Raw genomic sequence first — 25,801 nt, 5'->3', positions numbered from 1 at the left:
TTGTTTCCGGCCGTCCTTGGCCTCCAACATTTTTGGGAGGAAGCCACCACCACTCTCGAAATAGTTCAGTGCGGCATGCCAAGGACTTTTCAATGCACCTGAAATAGTCTCAGAAGTAGACAACCACATTATCAAATGCTACCCGACTACTTGTTTTTAAATTTTCGGCCAGCACATAGTCCAGATGGAGTGGAGGGGAAACTTCTTTCCAAAAACGTGGAGGGCCAAGGATGGCCCGACCGAGCCCTACATGGACGTATTCACGGGCGCTTTTTGGAAAGAAGTTTCCCCTCCACTCCCTTAGCAACCAAGCTTGATATGCGTACTCCCGAAAGGGAGTAAAAACGGAGAAAATTTGAACACCAACGATTCCAGACAATTCGATCTACACCCGGCAGACCAGCGCAGGCTAACCACCCTTTGCGGACAGTTTGATGAAAACCTAAAACACATCGAACGGCGCCTGCAAGTATCCGTCACCCGCCGAGGCCATCACTTCCGGGTTGAAGGTGCTACTGAAAACGTCGCCGCTGCGGTGGAAGTGATCAGACACCTGTACCGGGAAACCGAGGCCACCGAAGACATTTCTCCGGATACCGTGCACCTGTACATTCGCGAAACCGGGCTTGAGAGACTGCCAGAAGAAATTCCTTTCGACGGCTCAGTCACCATCATCAAAACCCCCAAGCTCACAGCCAAACCCCGCGGTGCGAATCAGCAGAAGTATGTGCACAGCATACGCTCCCACGACATCAACTTTGGCATCGGGCCCGCGGGCACAGGTAAGACCTGGCTCGCTGTAGCATGTGCAGTAGAAGCCCTGAAAGACGAGCAAGTGAAGCGGATTCTTCTGGTTCGCCCGGCAGTTGAAGCTGGCGAAAAGCTTGGCTTTCTGCCGGGAGATCTGGCTCAGAAGGTGGATCCCTACCTACGCCCTCTGTACGACGCACTCTATGAAATGCTCGGGTTTGAGAATGTCACCCGGTTGATTGAGAAAAGTGTGATCGAGATTGCGCCGCTGGCCTTCATGCGTGGCCGTACTCTGAATAACTCGTTTATTATTCTGGATGAAAGCCAGAACACCACCCGCGAGCAGATGAAAATGTTCCTGACGCGAATCGGCTTTGGCTCCACTGCTGTGATTACTGGTGATACCACCCAAGTGGATTTGCCCAAGGGCCAGAATTCAGGGCTGATTCATGCCGCAGGCGTTTTGAGAAACGTTACTGGCATCAGCTTCACGCGCTTTGAAGCCAAGGATGTTGTCCGTCACCCTCTGGTTCAGCGAATTGTGGAAGCCTACGATTCACTTGATGAAGGCAACAGCAAAGGGAGCGGCCGCGCACAGTGAGCGAGCTGACGGTTGATTTTCAAAACGTGTTCGAAGGGCCGGGTGTACCTGCAGAATCCCTGTTTCAAGCGTGGGCCCAGACTGCCTGGCTGGGGGAGGAGCCATCCGAGGTCACGATTCGTATTGTCGATATTGAGGAAAGCCAGGCACTGAACCACCAGTACCGGGGCAAGGACAAACCCACGAATGTGTTGTCCTTTCCATTTGAAGCGCCAGCCGGTATAACGGTGCCATTGGCAGGAGATCTCGTTATTTGCGCTCCGGTCGTTGAAAATGAGGCCAGAGACCAGCATAAAGAGCTCTCAACCCATTGGGCACACATGGTGGTTCATGGCATGCTGCACCTTCAAGGCTATGACCATATTGACGACGAAGAGGCAGAGGCCATGGAGGCCCTGGAAATTCGATTGCTGGCACAGTTTGGGTTCGGCAATCCCTACGAAGCAGAGGAAACGGTAAAAGACTCATGAGCGACGACCAGTCGAGTCGCAGTCAAGGCTCCAACAAGTCTTGGCTGGAGCGTATATCACACGCCTTCTCCAGCGGACCAGAGACCATCGAAGATGTTCTGGAAGTCCTTAGAAGCGCTGAATCCCAGGAAATAATCGATGCAGATGCCATGAGCATCATCGAAGGTGCCATGCAAGTGGTGGACATGCGGGTGGATGAAATAATGATCCCGCGTTCCCAGATGGTTACCGTTCGCGCCTCTCAAGACCCGAAAGAATATCTTGGCGAGGTTATCCGGTCTGCCCACAGCCGCTTCCCGGTTATTGGCGACAGCCAGGATGATGTCATCGGTGTCCTTCTCGCCAAAGATCTTCTGCCACTGGCCCTTGATGATGATATGGACTGGTCTCATGTTCGCGAGCTTCTGCGCCCGCCTACGTTTGTTCCAGAGAGCAAACGGCTGAACCAGTTACTTAAACAGTTCAAGGAAAACCGTAATCACATGGCCATCGTCGTGGATGAATACGGCGGTACGGCCGGTTTGGTAACCATTGAAGACGTGCTCGAACAAATCGTCGGGGAAATTGAAGACGAACACGATTTTGACGAAGAAACCCACATCAAGGCTAGAGGTGATGGCTCCCATGCCGTGAAGGCAGTGACGCCAGTCGACGACTTCAATGAATTTTTTAACACCGGTTTTGATGAAGAAGAGTTCGATACCATTGGCGGCGTCGTACTAAAGGAATTCGGTCACCTGCCCAGACGAGGCGAAACGGTTGAATTTGGCGGCTTGCGCTTTACCATAGCCAACGCCGATAACCGTGTCATCCGTCTGTTACAGGTAACCCGTAGTGAGCCATGAGCATTTAACACCCTCTTCTGCCCCAGCCCTTTCATTGCTTTCCAACCGCTGGTATAGCGCGGCAACCCTTTTGGTTGCCGGCGCTTTGCAAACCCTAACCTTCTCGCCTTTCCATTTGTGGTGGCTTGGGCCAATTTCTGCACTAATGATTCTGCTGGTCTGCATTCCACTGCCGGCGAGGAAGCTTTTCTTTGCGGGCTTGCTGGCGGGCCTTGGTCTGTTTGGCTCTGGGGCCACATGGGTTTATATCAGCATTAGTGAATTCGGAAATACGTCCATACCGGTTTCAGTTTTGCTCACTGCTGCCTTTGTGGCGGTGCTGGCGTTGTTTCCGGCTCTCGCATTCTGGTTCTGGGGCAAGCTGGCTAAGGCCAGTGCCGTACGGCGCCTCATCCTGTTCCCTGCCATCTGGATTCTCGGGGACTGGCTTCGTGGCTGGCTGTTAACCGGTTTCCCATGGCTGTACCTTGGTACAGCCCATACTGATGGGCCTCTGGCAGGGATGGCGCCGATAATTGGCGTTCACGGCCTTACCTTTTTGATCACTGCCAGCGGCGCCGCTATTTTTGGTGCGGGCTGGCTATTAACCAGGCAGCGCCATACCAGCGCCGGCATTGTTGCTGTTATAACGCTGATCCCGTGGTTGGCGGCCCCGGCACTGAACCGGGTCGACTGGACAGACATCAGTTCGGAGCCCACATCTGTGGCTGCCATGCAGGGCAACATTCCGCAGCTGATCAAGTGGGACCCGGAGTTTCTGAAAGACCAGATCGTAGCCTATCTGGGCATGACGGAGCCTTACTGGGATGTTGATCTGATTCTGTGGCCGGAGACGGCAATCCCCATTCCCCAGGATCAGGCGGGGAAAATCATTGATCACATTGAAGAGAATCTCGGGGAAAACAGTACGCTGATAACAGGCATTCCCTGGTACGGTTTCAGCGAGCGCGCTGGTGGCTTTACCTACCACAACAGCATTATGGCCATGGGCAACGGCGAAGGTATTTATCACAAGCAGAAGCTTGTGCCCTTTGGCGAATATGTCCCTCTTGAGGGGGTTCTTCGGGGGTTGATCGGCTTTTTTGATTTACCCATGTCGAGCTTTACCCGTGGTCCGAAAAACCAGTCGCCTTTAAACGCCAATGGTACGAAGGTGATGCCGTTTATTTGTTATGAGGTGGCTTATCCTGACTTTCTTGCGCGCAATGCGGTCAATTCGGATTTGTTGCTGACGATCAGTAACGATGGTTGGTTCGGGGATTCTGTGGGGCCGTTGCAACATTTGCAGATTGCGCGCATGCGGGCTCTGGAAACCGGGCGTTATATGATTCGCGGCACCAACAATGGGGTTACTGCGATCATTGATAACAAGGGGCAGATTACGGCGCGTATTCCGCAGTTTGAGCGGGCTGTTCTGACTGGTGAGGTGTTCAAGGCCAGCGGTAGCACGCCTTATATGGCTGCGGCTTCCTGGCCGGTTCTGACGCTGGCGCTGATTCTGATTGTGTTTGTTCGTGAACGGGTTATTCCCAAGAACTGACTGCACTTCGGCGAAAGCGGTCATGGCAGGGACGGTCTTCAAAACACGCTGTGAATACCTCCCTGTACGCTCGGCTCCGCCATCCATGGCTCCGCACGGTTTTGAAGACCGCCCCTGCCACGACCGCCCAAACTTCGGAGGAGCCTTCCCGAACTACCCCTTCAAGAGTCTCGAGTCAGCTTTCTTTCCGCGGCCAGTGACTGGTAACCCGCTTGTAGTACTGCGAACCACAGGCTTCACAAGGTTCCAGATGACTGGTCGATGTGAGGCACAGCATATGCTCACAATTCAGGCACTGGAACATGCCAGCGGTTGCGACTTCACCAGCGATGTACTGCCCCGCATCACGGCTTTCGAGTTTCTGTCGCAGCGCAACGGTATCGACCAACGTTTGGTCGGCAACCGACAACAAGCGCTCGGTCAATTGCTGTTCCAGCAATGACAAATCGAGCTGCAACCATTCCGCAAGCCCCTCGCCGGTTTCATCTACAAAGTTCAGGAGATGCTCCAGATCTCTCTGAAGGTAGGTGCCAAGGAGGCTGATTTCGTCCTTGGTCATTTCCTCCAGTTCTTGCTCAACTTCTATTGCCTTCTCCACCTCTTCTTCCAAGGTGTCCAGCGAGGTTTCCTGTATAGCTTTCAAACGAGTCTGCACCCGCTCGAGCATGCGGTCGTATACCTCGAGAGCTTTTCCGGATAAATGGCTTCTTTCAGGCTCAGTCATTGAGGACTCCTCATAATTTGGGGGCGTCAGCCGGTGGGTCTCCCTGGAACTGTCTGCAGCATGGATGCTGCAGTCAAGCCTACATGGACGTATTTACGACGTGTTCCGGGGAGACCCACCGGCTGGCGACCTTCGCCATATTAAACATCATGGCACAGTATTCGGCTTTTGGCAGACTACCTGTTACGCCTTGTGTGCGTTAGAATGTCCGGCCGCTCCGCACATCATTTTTATACAGGGTAACTTTGGTAATGGCAGGTATGGACGAGCACTACAATCCCCGTGACGTTGAACACAATGCGCGCACCTTCTGGGACGAGAACAAAACCTTTGAAGTCAGGGAAGACCCGGACAAACCCAAATACTACTGCCTGTCCATGTTCCCCTACCCCAGCGGCAAGCTGCACATGGGGCACGTACGCAACTACACCATCGGCGACGTGATCTCCCGCTACCAGCGCATGCAAGGCAAGAACGTTATGCAGCCCATGGGCTGGGACGCGTTTGGTCTCCCTGCAGAGAACGCAGCCATTGCCAACAAAACGGCACCGGCCAAGTGGACTTACGCAAACATCGAATACATGAAAAACCAGCTCAAACAGCTGGGCTTCGGTTACGACTGGAGCCGCGAGCTGGCTACCTGCAAGCCGGATTACTATCGCTGGGAACAGTGGTTCTTCGCTCGCCTTTACGAAAAAGGCCTGGTGTACAAGAAAATGTCCACCGTGAACTGGGACCCAGTGGACCAGACCGTTCTTGCGAATGAGCAGGTGGTTGATGGCCGCGGCTGGCGTTCAGGCGCTCTCGTTGAGCAGAAAAAAATTCCCCAGTGGTTTATCCGCATTACCGATTATGCCGAAGAACTGCTGAACGACATGGACGATCTCGATGGCTGGCCTGAGCAGGTCAAGACCATGCAACGCAACTGGATCGGTAAATCCGTGGGCACCGAGCTGACCTTCCCGCTGAAAGACAGCGAAGACGGTCTCACGGTTTACACTACCCGCCCCGATACCCTGATGGGCGTGAGCTACATGGCCGTAGCCGCAGAGCATCCGCTGGCCAAAGCAGCCGCAGAGCGGCATACAGACGTAGCCACATTTGTGGATGAGTGCCGCAACAGCAAGATTGCTGAGGCCGAAATGGCCACCATGGAAAAGAAAGGTGTTGATACCGGATTCAAAGCTATCCATCCGCTGACCCAAGAGGAAATTCCGGTTTGGATCGCCAACTTTGTGCTCACCGATTACGGCACCGGCGCACTGATGGCAGTACCCGGCCATGATGAGCGAGACCACGAGTTTGCCCTCAAGTATCGCCTACCCGTCAAACAGGTAATTGCTGCCACTGATGGCCGCGAAATTGACGTTCAGGAAAAGGCTTTCACAGAAAAGGGCGTACTGGTTTCGTCCGGGAAATACAGCGGCCTCACCAGTGACGAAGCCTTTGATGCCATTGCTGAGCACCTGGAAGACAAGGGGATTGGCAAGCGCACGGTCAACTACCGCCTCCGTGACTGGGGTGTTTCACGCCAGCGATACTGGGGTGCTCCCATCCCTATGATGACTATGGAAGACGGCACCCAGCGCCCGGTACCCGATGACCAGTTGCCGGTTCGGCTACCGGAAAATGTCGAGATGGATGGTGTTCTGTCTCCTCTCAAGGCCGATCCCGAGTGGGCAAAAACCTCTTTCAACGGGCAGCCTGCAACGCTTGAAACCGATACCTTCGACACCTTCATGGAGTCGTCCTGGTATTACGCCCGTTTCTGCAGCCCGAATTACGACAAAGGCATGCTCGACCCGGCGGCGGCAAACTACTGGCTGCCAGTAGATCAGTATATCGGCGGTATAGAGCACGCCATCCTGCACCTGCTGTACGCTCGCTTCTTCCACAAACTCCTGCGGGATGTTGGCCTGGTAAACAGTTCAGAGCCTTTCAAGCAACTGCTGACCCAAGGCATGGTCCTGGCAGACACCTACTACCGTGAAGACGACAAGGGCGGCAAGGTCTGGATTTCGCCCGCAGATGTCGTTGTGGAGCGGGATGAAAAGGGCCACGCCATTGGCGCGGTGCATAAGGAAGATGGGCAACCTGTTATCGCCGGTGGCGTAACCAAGATGTCCAAATCGAAAAACAACGGCATAGACCCACAGTCTATTATTGATGCCCATGGTGCTGACACAGTCCGCCTGTTCATGATGTTTGCAGCCCCGCCAGAACAGTCCCTTGAATGGTCTGATAGCGCTGTAGACGGCGCCCATCGCTTCCTCAAGCGTCTGTGGCGCCTGGTAAACGAGCAGGTTGCAGGTGGAGCAGCACCGGCCATCGATCCTGGCGCCCTGAATGACGCCCAGAAGGACTTGCGCCGCAAAACCCATGAAACCATTACCAAGGTGAGTGACGACATCAGCCGCCGCCTGACGTTCAACACCGCCATTGCTGCAGTAATGGAATTGCTGAACGATGTCAGCCGCTTGAACAACGACGAGCCCCAAACCCGTGCTGTTCGCCAGGAAGCGCTGGAAACAGCAGTGGTAATGCTCGCACCGATCGTGCCTCACATTTGCCATACCCTTTGGCATGCCTTGGGCCATAGCAACCCGGTTGTTGATGCAACCTGGCCGGTAGCCGATGAATCTGCCATGGTTAGAAGCCAGATTCAGGTGGTTCTTCAGGTTAACGGCAAAGTGCGCGCAAAAGTTGACGTGCCCGCCGACATCAATTCGGCCGACCTGGAAGCCGAAGCACTGAAAAATGAAAATGTTATTCGCTTTATCGAAGGCGCCACGGTTCGCAAAGTTATTGTTGTTCCTGGCAAACTGGTCAACGTGGTCGCTAATTGATATGTGGCTCCGCACCCTGAAGACAGACACTGCAAGGCTGATTGCCGCAAGCGCTATGGCTATCAGCCTGAGTGCCTGTGGCTTTCATCTGCGGGGTGCGCCGCCAGTTTCATCAGCACTCGAGCCTCTTGAACTGGTGTGCCAATCGCCAGTGCCTGCCTCCCTTTGCCAGTCCACCCGGGAACAGCTTGAACTGGGTGGCATTGAGTTGGCGACAGGGCAGAGCGCAAATTACCGGCTCAAAATCAGTGACTTTGCACAGGATCGCCGCGCTTCCGCCATTACCGTTCAGGCAGCTGCTGCTGAATATACACTCAGGCAGTCCGTCGACCTCGAACTTGTCAGCAGCGATGGCATTCCAGTCATCGCCAGCACGCGCCTCACAACGACTGAGAGCTACAGATACGATGAGACCAACGTGCTCGCCAAACAGCGAGAGGAAGAGAACCTGCAGCAACAGCTGAGCGATCGCCTGGCGCAACAGATTATCTTCCGCCTTGCACCGATTACCGAAAAACGGTTGCAGGAAATCCGGAATAATCACCAAAGCTCCCCTACTCCGCCCGACTCGCAATCTGGCAAACCATGAAAACCAATCCAGGCCAACTAACACAGCTGCTCCAGAAAGGCCTGGCACCGGTTTATCTGGTCTCCGGAGACGAACCCCTGTTGGTTCAGGAATGCTGTGATCAGATCCGAAGTGCAGCCAAAGAAGCCGGGTTCATCGATCGCCTGACTTTCCATGCTGATCAACAGCTTGACTGGAACATGGTAGCCGATGAATTCAGTGCCATGTCCCTGTTCTCTGATCGGCGCCGAATCGAAATCCGCCTGCCCACGGGAAAGCTGGGAGATGGTCGAACGGTTCTCGAGCAGGTCCTTGCAAATCCGCCTGAAGACATTATCGTTCTGCTGATCAGCACTCGCCTGGACGCCGCAGAAACCCGGCGCAAGTGGTATAAGGAGCTTCAAACCAAGGGTGTCCATGTGCCGGTGTGGCCAGTAGACGCGGACAAATTCCCTGGATGGCTTCAGCAGCGAGCCAAAAAGCAGGGGCTAAACCTGACACGGGGAGCCCTTACGATGCTGGCAGAGAGGCTGGAGGGGAACCTGCTGGCAGCCAGCCAGGAACTGGACCGGCTAGCCCTCCTGACCAATGGCGACACTATTGATGAACAAACCATAGAGCGGGCCGTTCAGGACAGCTCCCGCTTTAACGGATTTGAACTGGTGACCGAACTGCTCAGTGGTCGTGCATCCCATGCCGGAAAAGTAATTGGCGTGCTGCAGCAGGAGGGTGAAAACCCCCTTGGCCTATTGGCGGTATTAACCCGTGATATCAACCTGCTTCTCGAACTTAAAACAGGCGAGAACAGAGCTGAGACCCCCTCCGCGTTCTTTAAAAAGCGCGGTGTTTTCCAGCCACAACGAGCGCGAGCGTTAGAGCAAGCAGCCAGGCGATTAAACGCCATGCAATTACACGAAGCTCTGAAGCTCTGCAGCCAGATTGACCGCGCTGCGAAAGGCTTTGACGAGCTTTCCCCTTGGCACTACCTGCGCGATATGTCGGCACTTTTGAACGCCAGATTCTGACATGGGTCAAGTCCAATCGTTAAATTGAGCCTTCCCGCACCTCCCCCACTTGAAGGTTCCTGCCACCGGGCGCATGGTAGGTTTACCAACCATTCAAAAAGGTACCTGCCATGGGCTTTCAAGAAGATCTTAAAACCCTTTCAGACAAGATTAAACAGTACCGTGACGAAGCGCGCGTTCAACTACACCTTGCTCGCCAGGAAGTAAAAGATGAGTTCGACGAACTGGAAGAGGAATGGGATAAATTCAAATCGCGCTTTGACCAAGTAATGGATGAAGCCAGCGACGCATCTCAGGAAGCGCGGCAAACTGTCAAAAAGCTGGGCGACGATCTGAGATCAAGCTACCAGAACATTCGCGATAAAATTATGTGAAAATGTTAAACCGTTAACACATAGCTACAATTGTTTACGGTAAGGCCCCTTGTGCTAGGGGAACTTATGTCATATTCCTATATAAGTGAGCTGAGCGTCATTATTTTAAAAGGCGCTTACCGACACTGAGAGGTATTAATGACATATGAAAAAGATTTTTCTTCTTCTTAGCACATCGGTGCTCCTGCTGACTGCAACCTTCGTCATTGGTCAAAACACCCGTTTCAGCGACCCGAAGACCGTCATCGAGGAACAGTTCTGGGGAAATCTGTATGCAGATGGCGGCAAGTCGTTTTTCTGCGATGAGCAGTTTTCCACCAAAGGTTTCATGCTGACTCAAGGCTATATTTACCCACTCGCGGACATCCGCAACGCCCTTTCCTGCGGCACAACTCGCCAATGCGAGCAAGACAACCGTTACCGTCAGATTGCCTCCGACCTTCATAACATGGTTCCAGTACGGAACCGCACAGAACTTCGGCGCCGCAATGCCCGCTACGAAGAGCTTGGGGCCCTGATCAAGGAAGACGATTGTGGCATACGGGAGAGCAGCGTTTTCTTTGAGCCGCCTCCAAAAGTGAAAGGCGATGTCGCCCGGAGCATGGGCTACATGGTTGGCACCTACGGCCTTCCCTGGTTAGGGTCTGCCCAGGTATTCCAGGGCTGGAACCGGGCAGATCCACCAGACGACAGGGAGCTCTCCCGGCATAAGCGGATAGCGGAGATTCAGGGCAATGAGAACCCCTACATCACTGATCCAAGCCGAATGGAACGTCTTTAAATAAAAAAAGCAGGCACTGAGGCCTGCTTTTTTTATTTACTCAGAGGCGTCATCTGAAGAGCCGCCTCACCTTCCTGCTTTCAGTAATCAAAACTCATCGGCGGTATGCGCCATCATAGAGTCACTTCCGCTGCGAATACTTTCCGCAAGAGAAACGGTTTTCGGCAACAGGCGATCATAATAGAAACGCGCTGTTTTCAGCTTGCCACTATAGAAACCAGATGTGTCATCGCCAGCCTTCGGTGCTGCAGCCTTCACAATACGTGCCCACATATAACCCACAGCAGTCATCCCGAACAGATCGAGATAGTCCACTGAGGCTGCGCCAACGGCATCAGGATTATCCGAAGCCTGCTTGATAACGTGCTCGGTCACGTCAGACAAACGCTCGAACGCAGCCGCAAGTGGCTCAAGGTAAGGGCGTAGACTTTCTTCACTGCTGTTCTCTTCGATGAAGGCAGCGACATCTTCCGCAAAAAGCTCATACAGTTTGCCCTGGCTACCAACCACCTTACGGCCCATCAGGTCCAGCGCCTGGATACCGTTAGTGCCTTCGTAGATCTGGGTAATCCGGCAGTCACGAACCAACTGCTCCTGACCCCATTCACGAATGAAGCCGTGACCACCAAACACCTGCTGACCCAGAATACAGGCTTCCAGGCCACGGTCGGTCAGGAACGCTTTTGCAACCGGTGTAAGCAGTGCAACCATGCCTTCAGCATGCTTACGGCGATCCACTTCTGCAGCGTCGGCATACTTGGAAATGTCCAGCCACTGCGCCACATAGGTAGAAAAAGCACGGCCGCCTTCGACATAGCTCTTCATGGTGAGCAACATGCGCCGAACGTCCGGGTGCACCAGAATAGGGTCTGCTGCTTTTTCCGGCTGCTGTGCTCCAGTAGGCGCACGGCTCTGGATACGATCCTTGGCATATTCCACTGCATTCTGCAGGGAAGCCTCTGCTGCACCGATGCCCTGGATACCCACGCCCAAACGCTCGTAATTCATCATGGTGAACATGGCGTTCAGCCCTTTGTTCTCCTCACCTACAAGCCAGCCTTTAGCACCGTCAAAGTTCATGACGCAGGTAGCGGAGCCTTTGATGCCCATCTTTTTCTCGATGGAACCACAGCTGAAGCTGTTACGCTCACCCAAGGACCCGTCGTCGTTCACCATGAACTTGGGAACAAGGAACAGCGAAATGCCTTTTGGCCCTTTCGGAGCATCTGGCAGCTTGGCAAGCACCAAGTGAATAATGTTTTCAGCCATGTCGTGCTCGCCCCAAGTAATAAAAATCTTGGTGCCAGTCACGTTAAAGGAGCCGTCGCCATTGGGTTCAGCCTTGCTGCGGATAATGCCCAGGTCTGTTCCTGCATGAGGCTCTGTCAGATCCATGGCGCCTGCCCAAACACCCGAGTACATATTGGGCAAATACTTTTCTTTCAGCTCCTGGCTACCGTGCGCATCCAGTGCCAAGCAAGCACCGGCGGTCAGCATTGGCGCCAAGCCGAACGACATGTTTGCGCCCTGCATCATCTCTTCAAATTGTGCCACCAGAGTTTTAGGCATACCCATGCCGCCAAACTCAGTGTTGCCACCAAGGCCATTCCAGCCACCCTCAACAATAGTCTGGTAGGCTTCTTTAAAGCCATCCGGTGAGGTTACTTCGCCGTTGTTCCACTGGCTACCCTGCTCGTCCGCTTCGCGGTTTAGTGGCGCAAGCACACCACTGGTAATTTTGCCGGCCTCTTCAAGAATCGCATCGGCAGTTTCCGGATCAACGTTCTCTGCTACTTTTGGCAGGGATGCCCATAGCGCAGGGGCATCAAATACTTCGTTCAATACAAAACGCATGTCGCGCAAAGGCGCCTGATAATCGGCCATTTAAACTCTCCAGGTTCCACAATCAATCTGTCGGTGCAAGCGGCTAAATCAGAAAAGCCAAGTCGCCTGCCAGGGCCGGGTGTCCGACCTTCTCATGTTTTAGGGGCAGGTATTCTACCCCAAAATCAACCGCAACTCATGAAAAAAGCCCGGCTCCTGAGAGCACGGGCTTTTTGTTACCGGTTAACCTTAAACGCCCTGGTAAATCAGAACGCGAAAGCTTCTTCCGGCATATCCAGCAGAGTGTCAGCTCCGGCCAGCATGGTTACAGCGTGCGTCTTGGTACGCGGCAGCATACGGGTGAAGTAGAAGCGTGCAGTCTGCAGCTTGGCCTTGTAGAAGGCTTCTTCGCTTGTACCCGCATCCAGCTTGTCCTGGGCAATCTTGGCCATGCGGGCCCACAGGTATGCAAAGACTGCGTAGCCGGAGTACATCAGATAATCAACCGATGCAGCACCAACTTCTTCACGGTTCTTCATGGCAGCCATGCCCACTTTCATGGTCAGATCGCCCCACTCCTTGTTGATCGCCGCAAGCGGCTCGACAAACTGTTTCAGCTGCTCGTTGTCGGCATTTTCCTTGCAGAAGGTGTGAACCTGCTTGGTAAAGCCCTTTAGAGACTCGCCCTGGGTCATCAGAACCTTACGGCCCAGCAGGTCAAGCGCCTGAATACCAGTGGTGCCTTCGTAGATCATGCCAATACGGGCATCACGCACGTTCTGCTCCATGCCCCACTCGGAGATAAAACCGTGACCACCAAATACCTGCATACCCAGGTTCGCTGCTTCGTAACCGATTTCGGTCAGGAAAGCCTTGGCGATCGGGGTCAGGAAGCCCAGCGCTTCGTCTGCTTCTTTACGCTCTTCGTCTGTTTTGCCACGTCCAACGAGGTCCGCCTTCTGTGCAGTCAGGTAGATCAGTGCACGGGCGCCTTCTGCAACGGCTTTCTGAGTCAGCAGCATACGACGCACATCCGGGTGCACAATAATCGGGTCGGCATAGCCTTCCGGATTTTTGGGGCCACTCAGTGAGCGCATGGCCAGACGATCTTTGGCGTATGCCAGGGATCCCTGGAAGCCCATTTCAGCAGCACCCAAGCCCTGAATAGCAGTACCGATACGGGCTACGTTCATGAAGGTAAACATGCAGTTCAGGCCGCGGTTCTCAGGCCCGATCAGCCAACCCTTGGCGCCGTCAAAGTTCATGACACAGGTAGCATTACCGTGGATACCCATTTTGTGCTCAATAGAGCCACAGGATACTGCGTTACGCTCACCAGCAGATCCGTCTTCTGCAGGCAGGCACTTGGGTACGATGAACAATGAGATGCCCTTGGTACCTTCAGGTGCGCCCGGCAGACGAGCCAGAACAATGTGAATGATATTGTCGGTCATGTCATGTTCGCCGGCAGAGATGAAAATCTTGGTGCCGGTAATGCTGTAAGAGCCGTCTGCATTAGGCTCTGCCTTGGTACGCAGAGTACCCAGATCCGAGCCGCAGTGGGCTTCTGTCAGGCACATAGTGCCCGTCCACTCACCGCTGATCATTTTGGTGAGATAGGTTTGTTTCTGCTCTTCGGTACCGTGCGCTTCAACGGTGTTGATAGCGCCATGGCTCAGACCAGGGTACATGCCCCATGACCAGTTAGCGGTACCGTTCAACTCGCTCATCACGATGCCCAGAGAATCGGGCAGGCCCTGACCGCCGTAATTGGGATCAGCCGCCAGTGAAGGCCAGCCGCCTTCAACATACTTGTCATAAGCTTCTTTGAAGCCAGTCGGTGTTTTAACACCATCTTCGCTCCATATGCAGCCTTCTCTGTCGCCTACCGGGTTCAGCGGTGACAGTACCTGTTCAGCAAACTTTGCACCTTCCTGGATAATGGCATCAACCATATCCGGAGTTGCGTCTTCAGCCCCTTCCAGATTGGCGTAGTGGGTCTCGCTGTCGAGCAGCTCGTTCATTACGAATTTGATATCACGCAGGGGCGCTTTGTACTCAGGCATTTAAACCACCTCGGTTTTCGGTCTTGGCTGAAAAAGTAATAACAGCTCGCGGCCTTGGGTTTGCTCAGACACTGCAACAAGAGGCGCTGCAGCATTAATTAAACACTTGTTTGAAACATACGTTTAGAGGCACAGAATTGTCAATAGCCGGGTGAATAATTTGTGTAGAGTTTGGTCACCAAAGTAGACGGGAACGGCTCAAACCCTACCCAAAAACTCAACACGCACCGGCGTTTACAGGGCCCCGTATTGATTCTGGCATTCCAGGAAGAGTAGTGGTGGGCGCCCACGTTAATAGCAGGCTAACAGATGATAAATTCAGACCGAAATGGGTAGAAACCCATCCCCTGGGGAGGCTCGCTCTGGCCCGAACCCTGCAATATCCTGATAGGCATTTCTGGCCAGTTGAGCGGCCCTGGGCAATGACTCGGAGGTATCACCCCGGGAACCTTCAACCTGCCCGGAATCAGATGATGCATCCTCACTTTCCTTCACAGGCTTTTCTGCGCCGGACTCCGAGGATTCCTGCTCCAGGGCAAGCTCTGACTGAGCCTGCAGCATAACCTGCATCGCCTGAGCGGCTACAGCACGATCCTGGCCAGAGGGCTCTGCCGGAGCCATCGCCGCTGAACGCACGACCCGCATTTTCTCGATGGTTGCCTGAGGATCGCCGTTGACGGGAGACATATCAATCGATACTTCGCCACCCACCGCGTACTGGGCCCCATCCGGCCCCCGCTGATAGGAAAGCGACATGGCTCCCGCATACTGACCGCCAACTGCCTGATGTGCAGCTTCATGAGCGCGCACTTCACGGTCCCGAGCTTTGAGTTCGGTTAGCTCTTTCAGTTCCGCCTCATCCAGACCACCGACTTTTTTATCAGAGGCATCAGCTTCTGCTGGCTTGCGGTTTGCGCCCACAGCCTGGTTTTCATCGGCCGCACGAACAGATTGACTGCCGGTTTCTGCAGGCGCCTCACCATTTGCTTTGCCAGTATTGCGTGATTCACGGACGGCCGAGGCGCTGCCAGAGCCACTCCTGCTAGAGTAGCTTGATATCGGAGGGAGCGAAGAAAGTGGGCTCACGGAAACAGTGCTCAGACCATTATGTCGAGCAGAGTACCAAGGGTTTCATCAGCAACTTTTACCACCTGTGCTGACGCCTCAACGCTGCGTTCGTATAGCTTGAGGTCGATGATCGGTTCAATCAGGCTGCTTCCGGTTTCGGCGCTACCTTGAGGGCCATCAACACCGGCACGGGCGATTTTTCGGGCGGCGTTTTCCATGCCGTACATGCCGTCCTGAATGCCTTGCATACCAATTGCGAGTGTATTATTGATCATGACTGCGGTTTCCCGTGACCATTAATTGACACCATTAGGCCATATTATTGATCAATTTTCAAACAATGAATCAATGTTGAGATACTCACTCAAGGTTTTGGGATTGGCAGTCACAATCCAGGGCATTACTCCAAGACAAGGGACCGGGAGTTGCTCTGTCAAATAGCTCAGGGTTTCCTGCTCACAGCTCATTGCAACGGGTTCAGCTCGGTTCGCGACCCATCCAGCCAACACCAACCCATCATTAAGAATTGCTTCTGCTGTTAACAATGCATGATTAATACATCCCAGCTTTAGCGAAACCACTAAAATCACAGGCACCCCCAACTCCCGAGGCACCGCCGAGTAGGTTTCCCGGTCATTCAGCGGCACTCGCCAGCCACCGGCACCTTCAATGAGCAAAAGATCCGCTGGCCGCATCTGCATGCCACGGCAGAAGCCAACCAACCGTCCAGCCGTTACAACTCGTCCGGCTTGCACGGCTGCCACATGGGGCGCTATGGCCGGCTCCAGAGCGATGGGGTTCACAAGATCGTAAGCGAGAGCTTCCGTGGCCGCGCGCTGGAGCATCAGCGCATCGTCATTCCGCAACCCCTCAGGTGTGTTATCACAGCCCGAGGCAATAGGCTTCATACCCAAGGTGCGCTTGCCGGCCGCTTTGGCGGCTTCCAGAATTGCAGCAGACACCATGGTCTTGCCAACGCCGGTATCTGTTCCTGTCACAAAAAATGTTTTTTTAGCCATAAAAGCCAGTCAACCTACCCTTTAATCAATCAGTGTTTTGCTATTGGAATCAGGGCATGACCAGTAAACCCAGGCTGCCTCATAGCTTGCCACAACTCCGCCCTCCGGGGCTGTGGGGTAATGCTGGCACATGGCACGAAAGCGGCCGGGTGCTGTTGCTGTTTGGCGTCTGCCGGCATGCTTGTAGCCCGCACCCAATTGCTTCAGCTCCGCTGCGAGCGTGAGGGGCGAGGCATAGGGTAGAAGCAAAGTCCGCGCTTCAACATGCGCCCCAGGCAACTCATCGAACACTGAGCGTTTGAACGCCGCAGCCGTTTCAAACCGGTTGATATGACTCTGACCGGGGTCCGCTTTCTGCCAGGCTTGATCCAATTCCTTCAAGGTTCCTTCCAGGAGGGTTGAGATCATCAATTTACCTCCAGGCCTGAGCACCCGCCGACACTCTTGAAGAACCTTGGCTGGTGTTGCACACCACTGGATCATGAGATTACTGAAGATCAGATCACAACTTTGGTCGGGCAACGGAATAGCCTCAGCATCTGCTACCAGCCATGTAACTTCAGCTGGGCTGTGTGCAATCGAGTGCTCGATCATGCCGGGCGAAAGATCCATGCCTGTCACGCTCCCTGGGGGCGTGAGATTGGCCAACTTGCGGGTAAACCAGCCGGTGCCACAGCCAAGGTCCAGAACGCGAATGCAATTTGGATCAGCTTGGCCTTCCAGCCTCTCGAGCATCACGTTGCCCATAAGCCGTTGCAACCGAGACGCGCTCTCATAGGTGGCCCGGGCCTTACCGAACTCCCGGGCTATATCACCCTTACTTGCCGGGCACGAAGCATTCACCGCAAGAGAACTCATGACGCCATACCAGTGGAAGACCCAAGAAACTGCTCAATTACCGCTATACACTCGTCTGCAAACACACCGCCTGGCCAATGAGCCATACCGGGAATGCTGATCTCGATGGACGATGGCTGAGTTTCCAAAGCGCCAACCCAGGTCGCCACTACCTGGTCACATGGCCCGGTTATATGAAGAACGGGAACATTTACACGGGACCACAACAGGCGTTGATCACTTCGCTCCAGCCACTTAAGACTCTTAATCAAATTAGAGGGTGATACCGGCGCACCCTGACCAAGCCAGGGTTTGAGGCGTTGACGCTCAGCAGGAGCGCCAGCTGAGCCACTTATCATAAGCATCAGAAAGTGCATCCAGTAGCGCTCAGGTTCGCGGCTCAACCCTCGACTGAACACTCCAAACTCTTCCTCAGACATGCCATTAAGCCAGCGCTCATCTGCGATGAACTTCGGAAAACCCGCCAGCGTAATCGCTGCAGACACCGCCCCAGCATTCCGGCTCGCGGCAGCCATAACAACCTGCGCACCGAGAGACCACCCCATCCAGACGGAGGGCTCGGGATAACGAGCCAGAAGCTCGTTGGCCACATCCGCCACCGAACCGCAGCGTGCTATGAGGTCGTTATTCAGAGACACCACCTCAACCGTGCCCGGCCAGGACCGGTATACAGCCTCCAACATCTCTGCGCGCACACCCCAGCCTCCAACGACAACAAGGCGCCCGCCCTCTCGCGGAAAACTCATACCGCAACACCCTCGCCAACCAGCAAGTGCCGACAATCCGCCAGCCCCTGCATCAGGATATCCAGATCCTCATGGGAATGAGCCGCGCTAAAAGTAACCCGCAACCGCGCCTCACCGGCTGGCACCGTTGGCGGACGAATGGCCGTCACCAGCAACCCCCGCTCTTCAAGGGCCTGACTCAGCGCCAGAGCAGCCCAGTTATCACCCACCATAATGGGCTGAATAGGCGTGCGTGAGGGCATAAGCGAGTAACCCAGAGCAATGGCGTCCTGCCGAAAGCGATCGATCAGACTCTGCAGATGGCTTCGCCGTTCACTGCCCCGCTCTATCAAATCAATACTGTTTAAAGTGGCAAAAGCTAATGCCGGAGGCATGGCCGTGGTGTAGATATAAGTACGAGCCTTCTGCACCAAATAATCCATCAACACCTCAGGCCCCGCCACAAACGCCCCACTGGTGCCCGCGGCCTTGCCCAAGGTACCTATAAGAACCGGCACATCCTCCTCAGACAAACCAAGCTCCGCCACACTCCCCTGCCCGCGCGGTCCAAGCACACCAAAACCGTGAGCATCATCCACCACCAGCAACGCACCGTGCTCGCGACACACCGCCGCCAGTTCCCGCAGCGGCGCCACATCGCCATCCATACTGAACACACCGTCTGTTACCACCAGCTTGTGGCCCGACGTCTCAGCCAGCATGGCCGCAAGCGACCCCACATCCCCGTGGCCATAGCGGCGCACCTTCGCCCGACTAAGAATACAGCCGTCAATAATGGAGGCATGATTCAGGCGATCCGAAAACACCGTATCCCCACGCCCCACCAGCGCAGAAATCACGCCCAGATTGGCCATATAACCGGTAGAGAAAAACAACGCAGAACTTCGGCCGGTAAACGCCGCCAGGCGCTCTTCCAACAGGTGATGCGCCTCATGGTGCCCACAAACCAGATGCGAAGCCGCACCGCCCAGCCCTGTTTTGGGTAAGGCATCCCTGAGGGCTTCAATATTGGAAGAGTGATTGGCCAAGCCAAGGTAATCGTTGCTGCAAAACGAAAGTAACCACTGACCATCAGCAGTTAAAACCGGCTGCTGAGGCCCGGAAATATGCCGGCGCGTTCTATATAGCCCAGCCTGTTTTCGTTGTTCCAGTTCAGCTGTGAAATCACGCACGAATAAGCATCCAGAAAAATGACCAACGTATATATTTATTGGCCTGGAAATGATTGAGCGGCAGGCAACTGAGAACTATGAGCGGCGGGTGGGGGCTTCTTCTCGGGATTGTAGAGGGCCAAGGACGGCCCGAAACAAGCGCACATGGATGTGCTCGTAGCGTATCCCGAGAAGAAGCCCCCACCCGCCGCCTACTCGGTGTTTGTTTAAGCAATTTCCCGAGTAGCGTCATAAAACAAGTGCCGATTAGCCTCATACTCCAAAGCGTCGACAATCGCCTCTTCATCCTTCGCCTCAGAAGCACACTGCTCCCGCTTCTCCGGCCGAATACCCAAGCGCCGGAACAACGCCATATCTGCATCCGCCTCCGGATTCGAAGTCGTCAACAACTTCTCGCCATAGAAAATCGAATTCGCCCCAGCCAGAAAACACAACGCCTGCATCTGCTCATTCATCGTCTCCCGGCCCGCAGACAAACGCACATGGGAGGCCGGCATCATGATACGAGCCACCGCAAGAACACGAATAAACTCAAACGGATCCAGATCCTCCACATTCTCCATGGGGGTTCCCTTCACCTTCACCAGCATATTCACTGGCACACTTTCAGGGTGCTGCGGAAGGTTCGCCAGTTGAACCAGCATGCCAACCCGATCATCCTCATCTTCACCCATACCCATAATGCCGCCACAGCATACTTTCATACCGGCGTTACGCACGTTTTCCAGCGTATCCAGGCGGTCCTGATAGGTGCGGGTAGTAATAATATGGCTGTAGTACTTCTCGGAGGTATCCAGATTATGGTTGTAATAATCCAGACCGGCTTCCGCCAGCTCTGCCGCCTGCTCAGGCTTCAACATGCCCAGCGTCATGCAGGTTTCCAGGCCCAGAGATTTCACCTCACGAACCATATCCAGAACATACGGCATATCCTTAACCGTCGGGCTACGCCATGCAGCGCCCATGCAAAAGCGTGATGCGCCTTTGTCTCGCGCGGCGCGGGCTTCTGCTACAACCTTTTCCAGCTCCAGCAGCTTTTCTTTTTCCAGCCCAGTATTGTAATGACCGCTCTGAGGGCAGTATTTACAGTCTTCAGGGCAAGCGCCTGTCTTGATAGACAAAAGGGTGCTTACCTGCACTTCATTGGGATCAAAATTCTGTCGATGCACCGTCTGGGCGCGGAACAACAAATCGTTAAATGGAAGCTCGAAAAGTGAGCGTGCTTCCTGAAGCGTCCAATCGTGGCGTAATGCGGTGGCAGTCATGCAGAAGTCCTGTTAACCTTTTTCGGTCTCTGGGTTTACGGATGAATCAGATGATAAAGGGACTGAGCTGGCTGTCAACCTTAAACTTGGCGAAGGTTAACAGCGACAAAACCAAAGGCCGCTGTGTTGGTTGCCTTTCTTCTAATGCCTACAATGGTTTATGCGTTTTTTGCCAAGCCGATCTTCCGGTTAACCAGTGGCATTGTCGTTACTGCGCCCTACCAATGTCGCACGCGGGGAACGAACTGGTTTGCAGCGACTGCCTGATATCACCACCTGCCTTTGCTCACTCATACATACCCTGGCGCTACCAGTATCCGGTTGATGGCATGATCAGCCGATACAAATACAACCGGCAGCATAAATTTGCCCGACCTCTGATTGCGGGCTTTACGAGCTATGTTGAGTCTGTATTTCGGGATCAGAACCATATAAAGCCGCACTTGCTAATCCCCTCACCTATGCTTCCTTCGCGCCGCCGTGAGCGCGGATTCAATCAGGCCCGGGATATAGCTGAACAACTGGGGGCCGCCCTCGATATACCGGTTAGTGCAGGGATCGTCCGCCGGGTTCGAAAAGTGCAGGCTCAGCGTGGACTGAGCAGAGAGGCCAGGCTGAAAAACCTGCATAGCGTATTTGAAGTCTGTGCGAAGGTACCAGAACGGATCGCCATCGTGGATGACGTGGTCACTACAGGAGCAACTGCAAGGGTGCTCGCGTCTGCGCTACGGGATGCGGGCGCAACAGAGATTCAGGTTTGGGCCCTGGCCAGAACGCCGGGATAGAACCTCCTGGCTGTTACGCCAATTTGTCCTTCACCAGACCTGCAATGGCCAAACAGGATGTCAGCCCCGGCGACTCAATACCAAACAGGTTTACCAGCCCCGGGATGCCGTGCTCCTGGGGGCCATCAATCCTGAAATCAAAAAAACCGCCCTCTGCGTTTTTCAACTTGGGTCGTATGCCCGCATACGCAGGCTGAAGTCGCTCAGGCTCGATACCAGGCCACCACTGCCGTATGCCCGCCACAAAGGAATGCACCCGCTCAGGATCAACACCGTAATCCTCCCTTTCTATCCATTCTACATCCGGTCCAAAGCGTGCCTGGCCGGCAAGATCGAGGGTGAGATGAACACCCAGCCCACCCGGCTCGGGAACCGGATAAATCAGGTTGCTGAAAGGATGACGACCGCCGTAACTGAAATAGACTCCCCGGGCGAACCATTGCACCGGTTTCCGGGAATCGGGAAGCCCCTTCCAACTCCCGGTGAGCGGCACCGCACCCAAGCCTGCAGCATTAACAAGGGTTCGCGCCTTCACCCTTAATGGCTCAGCCCCCCCGACCCATAAAACATGCGCACCTCCCTCTGACTCTATGCGCTCAACCGGGGAACGCAGCACCAGCGAACCACCCGCATCCTCCAATTCGCCCAAGAGCGCTAGCATCAGGCCATGAGTATCCACTATGCCGGTTTCCGGCGACCATAGCCCGGCACTGCTGCGAACATATGGCAACTGTCGGGCAAGGGTTGGACCATCCCACAACTCCAAAGGAGCACCGTTGGCGATGCCTTGGGTCTGAATACCTTCAAGACCTTTATTTTGTGCCTCGCTGGTAGAAATAATCCACTTTCCGCACTTTCGATACCCGACTTTATGACTCTCGCAGTATTCGTAGAGTTGCTTTCGTCCTTCAACACACAGCCGAGCTTTAAGGGAGCTTTCCGGATAGTAGATTCCCGCATGAATCACCTCGCTATTACGGGAAGATATGCCCTCGCCGAAATGATCCCCTGCCTCCAGCACAATCACCTCGCACCCGGCTTGCGCCAGCGCCCTGGCCACGGCGAGGCCAACCACTCCAGCCCCGATTACCAGGGTATCCACTTCCAGAACACCGTTTTCCACCGACCGCCCCCGCTGCCTGTAAACTAACCTTTCCCGAAAATGGGAACCAAGACCGTTTACGTTAACCCAATCCCCGGCATGCCGGAACCCATAGGAACATCCCGCACTCGCATTACGGGAGCGCGTCCAAGCAGGTATACTTGGGCCCAACATTTACCAGCCTGGCCTCGCCTTATGATGAACGTTTCAGCCCATCCATACGAAGCCCTGACCCCGGATGCGATTCTGGATGCAATGGAAGATGCCGGTTTTGCGGTAAGTGGTCGACTGTTTGCCCTGAACAGCTATGAAAACCGGGTGTACCAGGTGGGGTTGGACGAAGGCGCCCCGGTAATCGCCAAGTTCTATCGCCCCGGACGCTGGACAGAAGAGCAAGTGCGGGAAGAACATGAGTACACCCGTGAGCTGCTGGCCGCCGATATTCCCGTTGTGGCGCCACTGGTGATGCCTTCCGGTGACACTCTCGGCAAACATGGTGACTTCATGTTCGCCGCATTTAACCAGCGGGGAGGGCAAGCACCAGACACCAGCGTTACTGACACTCTCTACAGGTTGGGTCAGTGGCTGGGACAGATCCACAACATTGGTGCCCTCAAGCCCTTTCGCCATCGTGTGGCCTTATCGCCCATGGAAGGCATTGAGACAAGCAACCAACTTTTGCTGGAAGGAGACTGGATCCCGAAAGACCTCAGGCCCGCATGGGACAGCCTGATTCCAGACCTGTTGACATACTGCCGCGCCCGTATTGAAGATGCCGGTGAGGTTGAAAGTGTTCGCCTCCACGGCGATTGCCACGCCGGAAACATATTGTGCAGGGACGAGCAGATGCTGTTTGTGGATCTGGACGACTGTCGCTCCGGGCCCGCCATGCAGGATATGTGGCTGCTCCTGAACGGCGACGATCACGAGCGCGGCGCCCAGTTGGGCGAATTACTGGAAGGCTATGAAACCTTCCGCGATTTCAATCGGCGGGAACGACACCTTGTTGAGCCTTTGCGGTGCTATCGCCAGATCAGCCACTGCGCCTGGCTTGCGAAACGCTGGGATGACCCTGCATTTCCACGCTTTTTCCCCTGGTTTGGCCAGCCCAGGTTCTGGTCAGATCAGATCTTGTCCTTGAGAGAACAGTTGGGAGCACTGCAGGCGCCCTCCATTACACTCCCCGGTCAATATTGACCGCTCACTCACATTAAAAATGAGGTAGGCATGAGCCAGAACGAGGCCAACTACAGTATCCGCAGTCTTTTCGTGACCGCCCTGATCGCCATTGTCGGCACCGTATTGGTACTGGAACTGACCGGAAAAATTACCCATTCCGACAACAAGGATCATGTGCCGCTGGGGGAATTCCAGGCGATTCATATCAAACCAGGCGAAACTTTCCGCATGTCTCCGAAATCCTCGGAACTCCACGCAGTTTGCGAGAATGGCTACATGGCTATCGCGGCCGACACTGATCCTGCTTTCCGGGGCATCCTTGTGGATTACAAGAAACGCGGCGTGCGCTGCTCCCGCCCAGCCCTGGAGGCGGGCAATGAGTAAGTCTGACCGACCAACAGAAACCCTCACGGACCGCCTGTTCGCAACAGAACGGCAGCCGGAGGATTTTCGTTTCGATGCGGCGGTAGCCCGTGTTTTCCCGGATATGATTCGGCGCTCTGTACCTGGCTACACCACCATTATCCCCATGATCGAAGTCATTACCGAGCAGTACGCTCAAGCAGGCTCCAACTGTTATGACCTGGGCTGCTCCCTTGGCGCCTCAACACTGGCCATGCGCCACGGCATCCCTTTTGGCGACTGCACTCTGGTGGGTATTGATAATTCCGCGGCCATGATCGAGCGCTGCGAGCACTACATCGCGCTCGACGATCACTCACTGCCTGTTAGCCTGCGCTGCGAAAACATTCAGGACACCGAGCTGTCAGATGCCTCTGTCACAACGCTGAACTTCACGCTGCAATTCGTCCCCCCCGAAGAGCGCAGCGCCCTGCTAAGCCGCATCGCAAAGGCCACGAGGCCCGGCGGCGTACTGATTCTCTCGGAAAAAATCCGCTTTGAATCAGAAGACGAACAAGACACGCAAACCCGCCTGCACCACGAGTTCAAGCGCGCCAACGGCTACTCCGACCTGGAAATCAGTCAAAAGCGCAGCGCTATTGAACAGGTTTTGATCCCGGAAACACTGAGCGCCCACACGCAGCGCCTGAAGGAGTCCGGTTTTGATCGCGTGCTGGTTTGGTACCAGTGCTTTAACTTCGTATCCATGCTGGCCATCAAGGCCGACTGAACAAACTCGCAGGGCAGACAGATCATGGCGCATTTTGACTGGCGCAGCTATTTCGGGCCGCTACTTTCAGAGCTCGAAAACACAGGTGAAGGCAACTGGGCAGAGATCATCAAATCTCAGCTGGCACAACGTTTTGACGATTCCCCCCACGGTGATCTGGGACGCTGGCAGTCAGCGATGAACAGCCTTCCTGATGTTCCCGGCACAACCTCGGAGCTCAACGCTTCTGCGATAAAGATCGCGTCCCCGGCGAGCCTGGATTCAGGCCAGCAGCAGGCACTGGAAAACGGGCTGCGGGGCCTTATGCCCTGGCGCAAAGGGCCGTTCGACTTCTTCGGCACTCATATCGACACCGAATGGCGCTCTGACTGGAAGTGGGACAGGGTTTCACCCTATATTTCAGACCTTTCCGGGCGGCGCATTCTCGATGTTGGCTGCGGCTCAGGCTATCACTGCTGGCGCATGCTGGGTGAAGGTGCAAAGCGGGTAATCGGTATCGATCCCGGCCTTCTGTTCATGTTCCAGTTCCTCAGCGTGAAGCGCTATGTGGGCGAAGCGCCTATAGATCTGCTTCCCATACGCATGGAAGATCTACCAGAAGGGCTTGAAAGCTTCGACACCACCTTCTCCATGGGTGTTCTCTACCACCGTCGATCGCCTCTCGACCATCTTCTGGAGCTCAAAGGCACGCTGCGCCAGGGTGGTGAACTGGTACTGGAAACCCTGGTTGTGGATGGGCCAGAAGGCTATAGCCTGATGCCGGAAGACCGCTATGGGCAGATGCGCAACGTGTGGTTTTTGCCCAGCTGCGACACCCTGCTCAGGTGGCTGGACCGGGCCGGCTTTCGCAACGCCCGGGTTGTGGACGTATCTGAAACCACCACGGATGAACAAAGAAGCACAGACTGGATGCGTTTCAATTCCCTTCAGGATTTTCTCGATCCGGAAGACCCCACGAAAACCATTGAAGGCTACCCCGGCCCCAAGCGAGCCACCATTGTTGCCGAGAAACCCTGATAATAAAAAACCGCCGTACCAATCAAGGCAGGGCGGTTTTTCTC

Annotated in this window: 25 protein-coding genes; 14 read left to right on the top strand and 11 right to left on the bottom strand. The window is 54.7% G+C overall.

Annotated features, from left to right (window positions below; translation table 11 throughout):
• Window positions 1-355: 355 nt before the first annotated feature.
• The 4 genes from RKA07_RS04525 to lnt are packed head-to-tail and all read left to right on the top strand — an operon-like array spanning window position 356 to window position 4,206.
• A complete protein-coding gene (locus tag RKA07_RS04525) occupies window positions 356-1,351 on the top strand; it encodes a PhoH family protein (RefSeq protein WP_200202539.1) in 996 nt (331 codons plus the stop codon).
• Window positions 1,348-1,821 (top strand): rRNA maturation RNase YbeY, encoded by a 474-nt coding sequence (gene ybeY / locus RKA07_RS04520; protein WP_310965677.1) that lies wholly within the window; start codon window positions 1,348-1,350, stop codon window positions 1,819-1,821. The genes RKA07_RS04525 and ybeY overlap by 4 nt, the downstream gene beginning before the upstream one ends.
• Window positions 1,818-2,666 (top strand): CorC family transporter, encoded by an 849-nt coding sequence (locus RKA07_RS04515; protein WP_200202541.1) that lies wholly within the window; start codon window positions 1,818-1,820, stop codon window positions 2,664-2,666. Before ybeY ends, RKA07_RS04515 begins: the two co-directional genes overlap by 4 nt.
• A complete protein-coding gene (gene lnt, locus RKA07_RS04510; RefSeq protein WP_310965675.1) occupies window positions 2,656-4,206 on the top strand; it encodes an apolipoprotein N-acyltransferase in 1,551 nt (516 codons plus the stop codon). The genes RKA07_RS04515 and lnt overlap by 11 nt, the downstream gene beginning before the upstream one ends.
• Window positions 4,207-4,381: 175 nt before the next feature.
• On the opposite strand, the gene RKA07_RS04505 is transcribed toward lnt, so the two are convergent.
• Window positions 4,382-4,930: a zinc ribbon-containing protein gene (locus tag RKA07_RS04505; protein ID WP_200202543.1), complete on the bottom strand. Its 549-nt coding sequence runs from the start codon at window positions 4,928-4,930 to the stop codon at window positions 4,382-4,384.
• A 260-nt stretch (window positions 4,931-5,190) separates the two neighbouring features.
• Between RKA07_RS04505 and leuS the strand changes: the two genes are divergently transcribed.
• From leuS to RKA07_RS04480, 5 genes are all read left to right on the top strand, one after another.
• Window positions 5,191-7,776, top strand: coding sequence for a leucine--tRNA ligase (gene leuS / locus RKA07_RS04500; protein WP_200369588.1), 2,586 nt, complete (start codon window positions 5,191-5,193; stop codon window positions 7,774-7,776).
• 1 nt (window position 7,777) lies between these two features.
• Window positions 7,778-8,365 carry an LPS-assembly lipoprotein LptE gene (locus RKA07_RS04495; RefSeq protein ID WP_310965674.1) on the top strand — a complete coding sequence of 196 codons (588 nt, stop codon included), beginning with the start codon at window positions 7,778-7,780 and terminating at the stop codon, window positions 8,363-8,365.
• Window positions 8,362-9,369: a DNA polymerase III subunit delta gene (gene holA / locus RKA07_RS04490; protein WP_200369080.1), complete on the top strand. Its 1,008-nt coding sequence runs from the start codon at window positions 8,362-8,364 to the stop codon at window positions 9,367-9,369. The genes RKA07_RS04495 and holA overlap by 4 nt, the downstream gene beginning before the upstream one ends.
• A 110-nt stretch (window positions 9,370-9,479) precedes the next feature.
• Window positions 9,480-9,743 (top strand): hypothetical protein, encoded by a 264-nt coding sequence (locus RKA07_RS04485; RefSeq protein WP_200202546.1) that lies wholly within the window; start codon window positions 9,480-9,482, stop codon window positions 9,741-9,743.
• Between the two features lie 145 nt (window positions 9,744-9,888).
• Window positions 9,889-10,524 (top strand): endonuclease, encoded by a 636-nt coding sequence (locus RKA07_RS04480; RefSeq protein WP_200369078.1) that lies wholly within the window; start codon window positions 9,889-9,891, stop codon window positions 10,522-10,524.
• Window positions 10,525-10,611: 87 nt separating this feature from the next.
• On the opposite strand, the gene RKA07_RS04475 is transcribed toward RKA07_RS04480, so the two are convergent.
• The 9 genes from RKA07_RS04475 to bioB all read right to left on the bottom strand — a co-directional run bounded on the left by RKA07_RS04475 (window position 10,612) and on the right by bioB (window position 20,542).
• Window positions 10,612-12,408, bottom strand: a complete 1,797-nt coding sequence (locus RKA07_RS04475) for an acyl-CoA dehydrogenase C-terminal domain-containing protein (RefSeq protein WP_200202548.1) — start codon at window positions 12,406-12,408, stop codon at window positions 10,612-10,614.
• A gap of 206 nt (window positions 12,409-12,614) precedes the next feature.
• Window positions 12,615-14,414: an acyl-CoA dehydrogenase C-terminal domain-containing protein gene (locus RKA07_RS04470; protein ID WP_200202549.1), complete on the bottom strand. Its 1,800-nt coding sequence runs from the start codon at window positions 14,412-14,414 to the stop codon at window positions 12,615-12,617.
• 318 nt (window positions 14,415-14,732) lie between these two features.
• Window positions 14,733-15,500 carry a putative metalloprotease CJM1_0395 family protein gene (locus RKA07_RS04465; protein WP_310965673.1) on the bottom strand — a complete coding sequence of 256 codons (768 nt, stop codon included), beginning with the start codon at window positions 15,498-15,500 and terminating at the stop codon, window positions 14,733-14,735.
• An 11-nt stretch (window positions 15,501-15,511) separates the two neighbouring features.
• Window positions 15,512-15,757 (bottom strand): flagellar biosynthesis protein FlgE, encoded by a 246-nt coding sequence (locus RKA07_RS04460; protein WP_200202550.1) that lies wholly within the window; start codon window positions 15,755-15,757, stop codon window positions 15,512-15,514.
• Window positions 15,758-15,808: 51 nt separating this feature from the next.
• Window positions 15,809-16,501: a dethiobiotin synthase gene (gene bioD / locus RKA07_RS04455; protein WP_310965672.1), complete on the bottom strand. Its 693-nt coding sequence runs from the start codon at window positions 16,499-16,501 to the stop codon at window positions 15,809-15,811.
• Window positions 16,502-16,522: 21 nt separating this feature from the next.
• Window positions 16,523-17,359 (bottom strand): malonyl-ACP O-methyltransferase BioC, encoded by an 837-nt coding sequence (bioC, locus tag RKA07_RS04450; protein WP_310965671.1) that lies wholly within the window; start codon window positions 17,357-17,359, stop codon window positions 16,523-16,525.
• On the bottom strand, window positions 17,356-18,105 hold the full coding sequence (locus tag RKA07_RS04445; RefSeq protein ID WP_310965670.1) for an alpha/beta fold hydrolase: 750 nt from the start codon (window positions 18,103-18,105) through the stop codon (window positions 17,356-17,358). The genes bioC and RKA07_RS04445 overlap by 4 nt, the downstream gene beginning before the upstream one ends.
• Window positions 18,102-19,277: an 8-amino-7-oxononanoate synthase gene (bioF, locus tag RKA07_RS04440; protein ID WP_310965669.1), complete on the bottom strand. Its 1,176-nt coding sequence runs from the start codon at window positions 19,275-19,277 to the stop codon at window positions 18,102-18,104. Before bioF ends, RKA07_RS04445 begins: the two co-directional genes overlap by 4 nt.
• Before the next feature lie 206 nt (window positions 19,278-19,483).
• The gene (gene bioB, locus RKA07_RS04435) at window positions 19,484-20,542 is read right to left on the bottom strand and encodes a biotin synthase BioB (protein WP_200369073.1); all 1,059 of its coding nucleotides are present in this window, start codon (window positions 20,540-20,542) and stop codon (window positions 19,484-19,486) included.
• Between the two features lie 224 nt (window positions 20,543-20,766).
• On the opposite strand from bioB, the gene RKA07_RS04430 reads away from it, so the two are divergent.
• On the top strand, window positions 20,767-21,327 hold the full coding sequence (locus tag RKA07_RS04430) for a ComF family protein (RefSeq protein ID WP_227715271.1): 561 nt from the start codon (window positions 20,767-20,769) through the stop codon (window positions 21,325-21,327).
• Window positions 21,328-21,340: 13 nt separating this feature from the next.
• Here RKA07_RS04430 and RKA07_RS04425 read toward each other — a convergent pair whose 3' ends face one another.
• The gene (locus tag RKA07_RS04425; protein ID WP_310965668.1) at window positions 21,341-22,450 is read right to left on the bottom strand and encodes an NAD(P)/FAD-dependent oxidoreductase; all 1,110 of its coding nucleotides are present in this window, start codon (window positions 22,448-22,450) and stop codon (window positions 21,341-21,343) included.
• A gap of 174 nt (window positions 22,451-22,624) precedes the next feature.
• Here RKA07_RS04425 and RKA07_RS04420 point away from each other — a divergent pair, with 174 nt between their 5' ends.
• Genes RKA07_RS04420 through cmoB form a run of 4 tightly spaced genes read left to right on the top strand, consistent with a single transcriptional unit; the run spans window position 22,625 to window position 25,757 of the window.
• Window positions 22,625-23,626 carry a serine/threonine protein kinase gene (locus RKA07_RS04420; protein ID WP_200202558.1) on the top strand — a complete coding sequence of 334 codons (1,002 nt, stop codon included), beginning with the start codon at window positions 22,625-22,627 and terminating at the stop codon, window positions 23,624-23,626.
• Between the two features lie 30 nt (window positions 23,627-23,656).
• Window positions 23,657-23,992 (top strand): PA3694 family proteiin, encoded by a 336-nt coding sequence (locus RKA07_RS04415; RefSeq protein ID WP_200202559.1) that lies wholly within the window; start codon window positions 23,657-23,659, stop codon window positions 23,990-23,992.
• Entirely contained in the window at window positions 23,985-24,740 is a 756-nt protein-coding gene (cmoA, locus tag RKA07_RS04410; RefSeq protein WP_200202560.1) for a carboxy-S-adenosyl-L-methionine synthase CmoA, read from the top strand. Before RKA07_RS04415 ends, cmoA begins: the two co-directional genes overlap by 8 nt.
• Before the next feature lie 24 nt (window positions 24,741-24,764).
• On the top strand, window positions 24,765-25,757 hold the full coding sequence (gene cmoB, locus RKA07_RS04405) for a tRNA 5-methoxyuridine(34)/uridine 5-oxyacetic acid(34) synthase CmoB (RefSeq protein ID WP_200202561.1): 993 nt from the start codon (window positions 24,765-24,767) through the stop codon (window positions 25,755-25,757).
• Window positions 25,758-25,801: the final 44 nt, after the last annotated feature.

It is taken from the genome of Marinobacter xiaoshiensis (genome assembly GCF_031631795.1).
GTDB lineage: Bacteria > Pseudomonadota > Gammaproteobacteria > Pseudomonadales > Oleiphilaceae > Marinobacter > Marinobacter xiaoshiensis.
Note: the sequence above shows the minus strand (reverse complement) of the source record. Positions and strands in the feature narration are given on the sequence as shown.

Bases quoted from the DNA above. Each gene is read 5' to 3' on its own strand.
- RKA07_RS04515 (WP_200202541.1), top strand. From the start codon at position 1,818: ATGAGCGACGACCAGTCGAGTCGCAGTCAAGGCTCCAACAAGTCTTGG.
- bioB (WP_200369073.1), bottom strand. From the start codon at position 20,542: ATGACTGCCACCGCATTACGCCACGATTGGACGCTTCAGGAAGCACGC.
- RKA07_RS04475 (WP_200202548.1), bottom strand. From the start codon at position 12,408: ATGGCCGATTATCAGGCGCCTTTGCGCGACATGCGTTTTGTATTGAAC.
- bioD (WP_310965672.1), bottom strand. From the start codon at position 16,501: ATGGCTAAAAAAACATTTTTTGTGACAGGAACAGATACCGGCGTTGGC.
- RKA07_RS04470 (WP_200202549.1), bottom strand. From the start codon at position 14,414: ATGCCTGAGTACAAAGCGCCCCTGCGTGATATCAAATTCGTAATGAAC.
- RKA07_RS04505 (WP_200202543.1), bottom strand. From the start codon at position 4,930: ATGACTGAGCCTGAAAGAAGCCATTTATCCGGAAAAGCTCTCGAGGTA.
- leuS (WP_200369588.1), top strand. From the start codon at position 5,191: ATGGACGAGCACTACAATCCCCGTGACGTTGAACACAATGCGCGCACC.
- RKA07_RS04480 (WP_200369078.1), top strand. From the start codon at position 9,889: ATGAAAAAGATTTTTCTTCTTCTTAGCACATCGGTGCTCCTGCTGACT.
- cmoA (WP_200202560.1), top strand. From the start codon at position 23,985: ATGAGTAAGTCTGACCGACCAACAGAAACCCTCACGGACCGCCTGTTC.
- RKA07_RS04495 (WP_310965674.1), top strand. From the start codon at position 7,778: ATGTGGCTCCGCACCCTGAAGACAGACACTGCAAGGCTGATTGCCGCA.
- RKA07_RS04445 (WP_310965670.1), bottom strand. From the start codon at position 18,105: ATGAGTTTTCCGCGAGAGGGCGGGCGCCTTGTTGTCGTTGGAGGCTGG.
- bioC (WP_310965671.1), bottom strand. From the start codon at position 17,359: ATGAGTTCTCTTGCGGTGAATGCTTCGTGCCCGGCAAGTAAGGGTGAT.
- RKA07_RS04415 (WP_200202559.1), top strand. From the start codon at position 23,657: ATGAGCCAGAACGAGGCCAACTACAGTATCCGCAGTCTTTTCGTGACC.
- RKA07_RS04485 (WP_200202546.1), top strand. From the start codon at position 9,480: ATGGGCTTTCAAGAAGATCTTAAAACCCTTTCAGACAAGATTAAACAG.
- RKA07_RS04420 (WP_200202558.1), top strand. From the start codon at position 22,625: ATGATGAACGTTTCAGCCCATCCATACGAAGCCCTGACCCCGGATGCG.
- holA (WP_200369080.1), top strand. From the start codon at position 8,362: ATGAAAACCAATCCAGGCCAACTAACACAGCTGCTCCAGAAAGGCCTG.
- cmoB (WP_200202561.1), top strand. From the start codon at position 24,765: ATGGCGCATTTTGACTGGCGCAGCTATTTCGGGCCGCTACTTTCAGAG.
- RKA07_RS04460 (WP_200202550.1), bottom strand. From the start codon at position 15,757: ATGATCAATAATACACTCGCAATTGGTATGCAAGGCATTCAGGACGGC.
- RKA07_RS04430 (WP_227715271.1), top strand. From the start codon at position 20,767: ATGTCGCACGCGGGGAACGAACTGGTTTGCAGCGACTGCCTGATATCA.